Annotated in this window: 6 protein-coding genes; 2 read left to right on the top strand and 4 right to left on the bottom strand. The window is 68.3% G+C overall.

Annotation, left to right across the window (positions count from 1 at the left end; genetic code table 11):
• The coding region (rsxB, locus tag G3N92_RS26310) for an electron transport complex subunit RsxB (RefSeq protein WP_206130517.1) at positions 1–523 on the bottom strand (523 nt) is incomplete at its 3' end.
• A gap of 252 nt (positions 524–775) precedes the next feature.
• Between rsxB and G3N92_RS26305 the strand changes: the two genes are divergently transcribed.
• Complete coding sequence (locus tag G3N92_RS26305; RefSeq protein WP_206130516.1) at positions 776–1,408, top strand: TetR/AcrR family transcriptional regulator; 633 nt, start codon at positions 776–778, stop codon at positions 1,406–1,408.
• Positions 1,409–1,516: 108 nt separating this feature from the next.
• Here G3N92_RS26305 and phaZ read toward each other — a convergent pair whose 3' ends face one another.
• Together phaZ and G3N92_RS26295 are read right to left on the bottom strand one after the other, a co-directional pair.
• Entirely contained in the window at positions 1,517–3,061 is a 1,545-nt protein-coding gene (phaZ, locus tag G3N92_RS26300) for a polyhydroxyalkanoate depolymerase (protein WP_206130515.1), read from the bottom strand.
• 225 nt (positions 3,062–3,286) lie between these two features.
• A complete protein-coding gene (locus G3N92_RS26295) occupies positions 3,287–5,116 on the bottom strand; it encodes a glycoside hydrolase family 15 protein (RefSeq protein ID WP_206130514.1) in 1,830 nt (609 codons plus the stop codon).
• A gap of 220 nt (positions 5,117–5,336) precedes the next feature.
• Between G3N92_RS26295 and G3N92_RS26290 the strand changes: the two genes are divergently transcribed.
• Positions 5,337–6,545, top strand: a complete 1,209-nt coding sequence (locus G3N92_RS26290; protein WP_206130513.1) for a lactonase family protein — start codon at positions 5,337–5,339, stop codon at positions 6,543–6,545.
• Positions 6,546–6,737: 192 nt separating this feature from the next.
• Here the strand turns inward: G3N92_RS26290 and G3N92_RS26285 are convergent.
• Positions 6,738–10,010 (bottom strand): DNA translocase FtsK (locus G3N92_RS26285; protein WP_206130512.1); only part of this gene is annotated, 3,273 nt, incomplete at its 5' end.

Genomic DNA, 10,010 nt, shown 5'->3' with positions numbered 1-10,010 from the left:
CCTCGGCGGCTTCGCGAGCGCGCTGCTGGCGGGCCAGACGCTGGTCGTGACGCGCGCGCGCGCCGTCGGCCTGTTGCTGGGTCCAGGCCTCCCAGCCGGTGCGCTCGCCGGTGACCGGGATCATGTCGATGCAGTCGACCGGGCAGGGCGGCACGCACAGGTCGCAGCCGGTGCACAGCTCGGCGATCACGGTATGCATCTGCTTGGGCGCGCCGACGATCGCGTCGACCGGGCAGGCCTGCATGCACAGCGTGCAGCCGATGCAGAGCTGTTCGTCGATCACGGCGAGCGGGCGCGGGCGCTCCTCGCCATGCTCGACGGCGAGCGGAATCACGGGCTTGCCGAGCAGCGCGGCGAGCCGCTCGATGCCTTCATGGCCGCCGGGCGGGCACTGGTTGTAGCCGGCCGCGCCGTTGGCGATCGCCTCGGCGTAGGGGCGGCAGCCTTCGTAGCCGCACTTCGTGCATTGCGTCTGGGGAAGCAGATCTTCGATGCGATCCGCGAGTTTTTGGATGTCGGTCACGGTGACGGCGGGGGCGGCGCGCGCCGGGGGAAGGGCGTTTCAGCGCGGCCCGCAGGGTTCGGCAAAGCGCAATTATCGCCGATTTCCCGCCTTGCGCTCGGCTGCGCCTATGCGCATAATCAAGGCGCATTTTTTGCTCGACCGCTGCAGGGCGCGACTCCCTATCCGGCCGGGTCGGCCCCCGGAGCCGGATGCGGATCGAACGCCCCCGGCGATGCCGACTGAATCACGCGAATCACGCGGGCCCAACACATGACTCAGCCGAAAATCAAAAGAGACCCGGAAGGAACCCGGCGCCGCATCCTGCTGGCCGCCGCAGAAGAATTCGCCAGCGGCGGCCTGTCCGGCGCGCGCGTCGACCAGATCGCCCGCCGCGCCGAAACCAACGAACGGATGCTGTACTACTACTTCGGCAGCAAGGAGCAGTTGTTCACGGCCGTTCTCGAACACTCGTTTTCCGCGCTGAACGAAGCCGAGCGCGTGCTCGAATTCGACGGCGTGCCGCCCGTCGAGGCCGTCACGCGGCTTGCGCATTTCATTTGGGATTACTACCGGGATCATCCGGAGCTGCTGCGCCTCGTCAACAATGAAAACCTGCACGAGGCGCGCTACATGATGAAGGCGGAGAGCCTGCGCGCGATGATCTCGCCGCTCGTGCAGACGCTCGGCAACGTGCTCGCGCGCGGCCAGGCGGCCGGGCTGTTCCGCTCGGACGTCGATCCGCTGCGCTTTTACGTGACGCTGTCGGGGCTCGGCTATTACATCGTCTCGAACCGCTACACGCTGGCCGCGATGCTCGGCCGCGATTTCAGCACGCCCGACGAACGCGCCGAAATGGTGCGCATGAACACCGATATTCTGCTGTCCTACCTGCTGCGCCGCTGAGCGCGGCTTTTCCCTTCCGAATGCGCAACGCCCCGCTCGGCTGGATTGCCGGGCGGGGCGTTGTCGTATGCCGGTGTGGATGCGGGCGCTCGGGTGCGCCCGCTAGGCTCACACCGATTTGCGGGCGCGCGGCGCGCGAGCCGGCGAAGCCTTCGGTGCGACGGCCTTCTTCGCGGCGGGCTTGGTCGACGTGGCCGGTTGGGCCGGCGAGCGGCGCGGGCCGGCCGCGGCGCTGCGCTTGGCCGTGGTGCGTTGCGCGGGCTTGGCCGGCGTGGCATGCGGCGCGGCCGGTGCGGCATCCTGAGCCGCGGCGCTGACGGCCGGGCTGGCGGCAGCCTGCGATGCCGTCGCGCCGATTGCGTCGTCGCTGCCCGGCGCAACCGGCGGCGCGCCGGCCGGAGCCTTCGGGGCCGGCTGGTGATCGCGGATGAACTCGCGCAGTTGCGGATAGATGATGGTGCGCCAGCGGCGGCCCGAGAAGATCCCGTAGTGGCCGCACTTTTCGGCGGTCAGGCTGCGGCGGTGTTCGTCGGGAATGCCGGTGCACAGCTCCTGCGCGACGTGCGTCTGGCCGCTGCCGGAGATGTCGTCGAGTTCGCCTTCGATCGTCATCAGCGCGGTGTTGCTGATGTCGGCCGGCTTGACGCGCTCGCCGCGCACGTCCCAGGTGCCTTCGGCCAGGCCGAATTCCTGGAACACGATGCGGATCGTGTCGAGGTAATACTCGGCGGCCATGTCGAGCACCGCGTTGTACTCGTCATAGAAGCGGCGATGCGCTTCCGCGTCTTCCTCGTCGCCGCGCATCAGGCTTTGATAGAAATCCCAGTGCGATTGCGCGTGGCGCTCGGGGTTCATCGCGACGAACCCGGTGTGCTGCAGGAAGCCCGGATAGACCTGACGGCCTTCGCCCGGATAGTTCGCCGGCACCGTGTGGATCACGTTGTTCTCGAACCACGCGAGTGAATGGTTGGTGGCCAGCGAATTGACGGACGTGGGGCTCTTTCGCGCGTCGATCGGGCCGCCCATCATCGTCATGGTCAGCGGGGTGTCCTCGCCGCGGCTCGCCATCAGCGAGATCGCCGCGAGCACCGGCACCGTGGGCTGGCACACCGAGATCACATGCAGGTTGCGCGCGCCGATATGGCGGATGAAATCCTGGATGTAGTCGACGTAGTCGTTCAGATGGAACGGGCCGGTTTCGACCGGCACCATGCGCGCGTCGATCCAATCGGTGATGTAGACCTTGTGATCCTGCAGCAGCGTGCGCACGGTGTCGCGCAGCAGCGTGGAATGATGGCCCGACAGCGGCGCGCACACCAGCACCACCGGCTCTTCCTTCAACTGGCCCACCGCCACCGAATCGTCGGCGAAGCGTTTGAAACGGCGCAGCCGGCAGAACGGCTTTTCGATGACCGTCTGCTCGACGATCGGAATGTGGTGGCCGTCCTTCTCGATCTGGTGCAGGTTGAATTCGGGCTTTTCGTAATCCTTGCCGAGCCGGTACATCAACTCGTAGGCCGCGGCCCAGCGCGTGGCGCCGGGCATCAGCGACAGCGGGCTGGACGGATTGGCGAAGGATTTCGACGCGGCCTGTGCCCAGGCGGTCAGCGGACTCAGCAACGCCCGCTGGAATTCGTGCATTTGGTAAAGCATGAAGGCTCCCGAGGGGAGAGCGTCGCGGGGAGCGCTCCTCGCCGCGGCGCGCAGTCAAGTCCGGGGCCGGACCACCGTGTTCGGTGGCCGGCCAGTCGCGACGATCATAACGGGTTCCGCATCATGCCGCAATGCAGCATTTTCCCGATGCGGCGTTGAATTTGCGATGTTTTACGAATCCGCGAACTGACTTGGCGGTGTCGCAAACCCGTGATCCGGAATGGCTCAGCGGCCGTCGGTTTCCACGGCCACCGGCTGGCCCGCCGCCTGGGCCATTTCCTCCTCGTGGTGCATCAGGTTCATCGCCGTGTGCACCAGCGCGACGTGCGAGAACGCCTGCGGGAAGTTGCCGACCTGGCGTTCCTCGATCGGGTCGTATTCCTCGGCCAGCAGGCCCAGATCGTTGGCGAGCGACAGCAGCCGGCGGAACAGCCGGTGCGCGTCGTCGATCCGGCCGAGCAGCGCGTAGTTGTCGACCAGCCAGAAGCTGCAGGCGAGGAACGTGCCTTCGCCGGGCGGCAGGCCGTCGTCGAAATCGGTGGTGCGATAGCGCATCACCAGGCCGCCGTGCAGCAGCTCGCGCTCGATCGCTTCGACCGTGCCCACCACGCGCGGATCCGACGGCGGCAGGAAGCCGACCAGCGGCAGCATCAGCACGCTCGCGTCGAGTTCGTCGCTGCCGTAGCTCTGCGAGAACGCCTGCTTGCTCTCGTTCCAGGCGTTCTGGCACACGTCCTCGTGGATCGTGTCGCGCAGCGTGCGCCAGTGATCGAGCGGGGCGGGCAGGCGGAACTGCTCGGCCGACTTGATCGCGCGATCGAACGCCACCCAGGCCATGATCTTCGAGAACGTGAAGTGCTTGCGGCCGCCGCGCGTTTCCCAGATCCCTTCGTCGGGCTCGCGCCAGATTTTCTCGAGATGGGTGAGCAGCGCGCACTGGACCGACCAGACGGTATCGTCGGCCTGCAGGCCGCCCACGCGCGCCAGATGCAGCGCGGCCATCACTTCGCCGAACACGTCGAGCTGGAGCTGGTTCGCCGCGTTGTTGCCGATCCGCACCGGCTTCGAATCCTGATAGCCGGGCAGCCAGTCGAGCTCCATTTCGGGCAGGCGGCGTTCGCCGGCGATGCCGTACATGATCTGGATCTGCTCGGGCGAGCCGGCCATCACGCGGCCGAGCCAGGCGCGCCAGGCGCGCGCCTCGTCGTAGTAGCCGGCGCGCATCAGCGCGAGCAGCGTGATGGTGGCGTCGCGCAGCCAGCAGAAACGGTAATCCCAGTTGCGCGTGCCGCCGATGTGCTCGGGCAGCGAGGTGGTGGGCGCGGCCACGATGCCGCCGGTCGGCTCGTAGGCCAGCGCCTTCAGCGTGATCAGCGAGCGGCGCACGGCGCCGGCGTAGCGGCCCTGGATCTGGCAGCGCGACGACCATTCGAGCCAGTGATTCTCGGTGCGCGCGAGCATCGACAGCGGTTCGCGCGCCGGCGGCAGGCGCAGGTGCGACGGCGCGTAGGCCAGCGAGAACGGCACCCGCTCCTCGGCGTGCACGGTGAATTCGGCGACGGTGCGCAGGTTCTCGCCCGACAGCGGCACCGGCGTGCGCAGCGCCACCGTGTCGGGGCCGGCGATCGCCTTCATGCCGGCTTCGCGCGACAGCCGCGTGACCCACGGAATCGAGAAGCCGTAATCGAAGCGCAGCACCAGTTCCATCTGCATCGGCACGTGGCCGCGCTTGCCGATCACGATCCGCACGAGTTCGGACCAGCCGTTGCCGGGCGGCATGAAATCCACCACCGTGACGGCGCCCGTCTCGCATTCGTAATCGGTTTCGAGGATCAGCGTTTCACCGCGGTAGCGGCGCGTGCTCGAGAGGATCTTCGCGTCGGCGGACGGGCGGATCAGCCAGCGGCCGTGGTCGGGCGTGCCGACCAGCGCGGCGAAGCAGGCGCCCGAATCGAAGCGGGGCCAGCAGAGCCAGTCGACCGAGCCGTCGCGTGAGATCAGGGCCGCGGTATGGCCGTCGCCGACGAGCGCGTAATCTTCGATGAGGGCTGGCATGTGTGCAGTTCTCCGTGATGCTGACGATTGGCTTTCCGGGTCGTGCGTGCCGCGAATCGACGCCGGCGCGCACGGCCCCGTATACTTCGCTCGACCGAGGCGGGCAGGGCCGCCCGAATCGGTGAACAATCACAACAACTGAGGCGTTTCGGTGCACGGAAGTTCCAACGGCCTCGATATTCCCGCACCGCAGCCCCTCCACTTCGAGAGGATTACGCGTATGACACCGCTGAGACTGGGTCACTGGATCAAGGGTATCGCCGTGGTGCTGTCGTTGTCCGCCGCGCACGCGTTTGCGCAGGATACCGCCAATGCGCCGAACGATGCCGTCTACAACCTGCTGGTCGGCACCTACACCGGCGCGGGCAGCGAGGGCATCTACGTGTACCGGTTCGATACGCGTACCGGCGACGTGTCGCCAGTCGTCTCGACCGCCAAGACCGTCAATCCGTCCTATCTGCTGCCGAGCCGCGACGGGCGTTTCGTCTACGCCGTCAACGAGCTGCCGGGCGACGACGGCCCGGCCAGCGTGCGCGGCGGCGTCAGCGCGTTTGCGTTCGATGCGAAATCCGGCACGCTGAATTTCCTCGATCGCGTGTCGTCGGAAGGGAACGATCCGTGCTATCTGAGCCTGTCGCCGGACGGCAAGTACCTCGTCACGGCCAACTATTCGGTGGCGGCGGACCCGGGCGGCAGCTTCACGGTGTTCCCGGTCGAGGCGGACGGCAAGGTGGGCAACTCGGTGCTGAACGTGCATCACGAGGGCGGCGGCCCGGTGAAGGGGCGCCAGGACGGCGCGCACGTCCATTCGACGGTGTTCTCGCCGGACGGCAAGTACCTGTTCGTGCAGGATCTCGGCGTCGACAAGGTCTTCGAATACCGCTACACGCCCGACGGCTCGCGCGGCCTGTTCGGCCCGACCGATTCGCGCTACGTGCCGCTGCCGCCGGGCACCGGCCCGCGCCATCTGGTGTTCTCGCAGAACGGCCGCTTCGCGTATCTGACCACCGAGCTGAAGGGCACCGTCGAGGTGTACGGCTACCAGGACGGCACGCTGACCCACCTGCAGAGCGTGAAGATGGCCGCGCCCGGCTTCCACGGCCAGGAAGGCGGCGGCGCGATCCACGCCTCGCCGGACGGCCGCTTCCTCTACGTGACGAACCGCGGCGACGCGAACGAGCTGGTGGCTTACCGGATCGATGCCGCGAGCGGCAAGCTCAGCTTCGTGAGCCGGCAGTCGACGTTCGGCAAGACGCCGCGCGAGTTCCTGATCGATCCGACCGGCAAGTGGCTGATCGTCGGCAACCAGGAAAGCGGCGCGTTCTACGTGTTCCGCCGCGACGTGGCGACGGGCAAGCTCGATCCAGATGCGCGCAAGATCGCGTTGAGCAAGCCGGTCGACTTCAAGCTGGTGCCGGTGCAGCAGTAAGCCGTAAGCCGGGCGATGGATGACAAAACGGGCGGGACGCGTTGGCGTCCCGCCCGTTTTTTTATGAAGAATGACGTGTTTCGATCGTTGCGCGGGCAACCGACCGCTTGCCCGCGCAACGTTTTTTTGAAGCGCCCGGCGTGCACCGGAGCAATTTCGGTGCCGCGCGCGGCGTGTTTTGGGCGCGTTGTTTTACTCGGCCAGCGGCGGCGCGAGCACCTCGCGGCTGCCGTTGATGCCCATCGGCGACACGAGGCCCGCCGTCTCCATCTGCTCGACGAGACGCGCCGCGCGGTTGTAGCCGATCCGCAATTGCCGCTGCACCGACGAGATCGACGCGCGCCGCGTGCGCACCACGAAGGCCACGGCCTCGTCGTAGAGCGGATCGGCTTCGGCGTCGGGCGCATCGCCGAACAGGTCCTGCGGCGAACCGCCTTCGCCCGTCGGGCCGTCGAGAATGCCTTCCTCGTATTGCGGCTCGCCGAACTGCTTCAGGTATTCGACGACGCGATGCACTTCCTCGTCGGCCACGAACGCGCCGTGCACGCGCTGCGGATAGCCGGTGCCGGGCGGCAGGAACAGCATGTCGCCCTGGCCGAGCAGCGATTCGGCGCCCATCTGGTCGAGAATCGTGCGCGAATCGATCTTCGACGACACCTGGAACGCCACGCGTGTCGGGATGTTCGCCTTGATCAACCCGGTGATCACGTCGACCGACGGCCGCTGCGTGGCGAGGATCAGGTGGATGCCGGCCGCGCGCGCCTTTTGCGCGAGCCGCGCGATCAACTCCTCGATCTTCTTGCCGGCCACCATCATCAGGTCGGCCAGCTCGTCGATCACCACCACGATCAGCGGCAGCGGCGAGAGCGGCTCGGGCGCCTCGGGCGTCAGCGAGAACGGGTTGCCGATCTTCTTGTCCTTGGCGGCCGCGTCGCGCAGCTTCTGGTTGAAGCTCGCGAGATTGCGCACGCCGACGGCCGACATCAGCCGGTAGCGCTTCTCCATCTCGCCGACGCACCAGTTCAGCGCGTTGGCGGCCAGCTTCATGTCGGTGACGACCGGCGCGAGCAGATGCGGGATGCCTTCATAGACGGACAGCTCCAGCATCTTCGGATCGATCATGATCATCCGCACTTCCTCGGGCGTCGCCTTGTAGAGCAGCGAGGCGATCATCGCGTTGATCGCGACCGACTTGCCCGAACCGGTGGTGCCGGCCACCAGCATGTGCGGCGCCTTGGCCAGATCGGTCACGACCGGGTTGCCGGTGATGTCCTTGCCCATCGCGATCGTCAGTTGCGACGACGAATGCTGGTACTGGCGCGAGGCGAGGATTTCCGAGAGGCGGATCATCTGCCGCTTGGCGTTCGGCAGTTCGAGGCCCATGCAGGTCTTGCCGGGGATCGTTTCGACCACGCGGATCGACGTGAGGCCGAGGCCGCGCGACAGATCCTTCATCAGGCCGACGATCTGGCTGCCGCGCACGCCGAGCGCCGGCTCGATCTCGAAGCGCGTGATGACCGGGCCGGCCGATGCACCGACCACCGTGACCGGCACCTTGAATTCCTGCAGGCGCTGTTCGATGACCTGGCCGGTCTGAGCCAGATCGATGTCGGAGATCGGCGGCAGATCGTCGGCGGCCGGCTCAAGCAGGTCGAGGCCCGGCAGTTCGACGTTCGAGGCCGCCGGGGCGCGGAATTCGAAGGCGTTCGGCGGCGCCTGGCGGGCGGGCGGCTCGGCCGGCGCCGGGGTTGCCGGTGCTGGCTGCGCGGCGGGTTGCGCTGGTGCGGCGGCCGGAGCGAACGCGCTGGGCAGGAATGCCGGCGCCACGTCGGCCGGAGCCGCAAGCTGGGGTTCGGGGGCGGTCGGGCCGGAGGCGAGCGTGGCGGCCGGCGTCGACAGCGTGAACGACGCGTCCGTCGACAGCACCGAGGGTTGCGGCGCGGCGTAGCCGTGGTCGCTTGGCGTCGAGAACGTGAAGGCCGAGGGCGCCGACGGGCTGATGGCCGTTAGCGGCGCGCTCAGCGTTTCGGCGAATGTCGAAGTCGAGGCGGCCGGCTCGATCGCAGCGGGCAGCACGGTGGCCGGCTCGATCGGCAGTGCTTCCCACGGCGGGACGGGGCGGTTTGCGGGCGGCGCTTCCGCGACGACGGCTGGCGGCGGCGGGGCGATCTGGCGTGTGCGGTCGGCGGTCGTGCCGACCGGTTGGGGCGACGACGCTGGCGTGAACGACGGCGCAAACGACGGTGAGGGCGTTGCGATGGCCGGGGCGTCGTGCGGCGTGATGGGGGGCGTGACGCGCGAATCGGTGCGATTTGTGCCGACGGTTTCCGGCGCCGATGCGGCGGGCGATGCCGCCGGGCTAACGGTGACCGACGAGTGCAGCGGCGTCATGGCCGGTGCGTCATGGTGTTGGATCGCCGGCTCTGCAGGCGTCGCAGCAATGGTTTCGACCGGGCGGCTTGGCGCGAAAGGCGTTGTCGTTAGGGGTTCGACCGGCAGGCTCGGCGCGGCGGGCGTCGTCGTCACGGGTTCGATCGGCAGGTTTGGTGCAGCAGGCACTGTCGTTGCGGGCTCGATCGGCAGGCTCGGCGCGGTGGGCGTTGCCGTCACGGTTTCGACCGGCAAGTTCGGCGCAAAAGGCGTCGTCGTTACGGGTTCGGCTGGCAAGCTCGGTGCGGCAGGCGTCACCGGCGTAAAAGCGGATACATCGGCGTGCGAATCCGTTGATGCACCGAATACAACCGGCGCGGCGCGCGTTGTGGCGACGCTGTTCGCGAGCGGTGCGAGCGACGGCGTATCGATCCGCGGCATCGACGGCGCGAGGCCGAGGGCCGCAGCGTTGTCGTCGACCGGCGGCAGGAAGGCGCTCATGTCGATGACGCCGTCGGACGACGTGTCCGATCCTGCGTCGCCGGTATCCGTGCTCGCCGCCGCATCGTCGCTATCCGCCGCCATCTCGAAGGCGAGCGGCGCGTCAGGCTGGGCAGCGTCGTTCGGCATGTCGGCCACCGGTGCCTGGGGCACGGTTTCGCGCGTGGTGAACATACCCGCCGCTTGCGCGCTGCCCGCCGCGGCTGCGCGGGCGAGGTCGCCTGCGCCGGACGGCGTGACCGTCGCGCCGGCCAGCGCGGCCCAGTGCGAGGGATCGCCGCGCCGCGCGGGTTCGGGCAGCACCAGCGCCGCACCGGCCGCGAGCGTGCCGAAGATGTCGTAGACGGACAGATCGAACGCGAGGCTTGCGAGGCCGAGGATACGGTCGCACGGGTTCACGTCGAAGCGCGCGTTCAGGTCGGCGATCGTGTTCAGGGCGGCCGCGTGGCTCATCATCACGCCCTTGGGCTTGCCGGTCGTGCCGGACGTGTAGATCACGTAGGCGAGCGCGTGCGGCGCGACGCGCTGCGGGGCCGGGGCCGCTTGGGCGTCCGCGCGAGCGGCCGGCGCGGCGGCGTCGAGCACCGTCAGGCC

Source organism: Burkholderia sp. Ac-20379 (genome assembly GCF_017104645.1).
Classification (GTDB): domain Bacteria; phylum Pseudomonadota; class Gammaproteobacteria; order Burkholderiales; family Burkholderiaceae; genus Burkholderia.
Note: the sequence above shows the minus strand (reverse complement) of the source record. Positions and strands in the feature narration are given on the sequence as shown.

Excerpts from the sequence above, each read along its gene's own strand:
- G3N92_RS26305 (WP_206130516.1), top strand. The coding sequence starts at position 776 with ATGACTCAGCCGAAAATCAAAAGAGACCCGGAAGGAACCCGGCGCCGC.
- phaZ (WP_206130515.1), bottom strand. The coding sequence starts at position 3,061 with ATGCTTTACCAAATGCACGAATTCCAGCGGGCGTTGCTGAGTCCGCTG.
- G3N92_RS26295 (WP_206130514.1), bottom strand. The coding sequence starts at position 5,116 with ATGCCAGCCCTCATCGAAGATTACGCGCTCGTCGGCGACGGCCATACC.
- G3N92_RS26290 (WP_206130513.1), top strand. The coding sequence starts at position 5,337 with ATGACACCGCTGAGACTGGGTCACTGGATCAAGGGTATCGCCGTGGTG.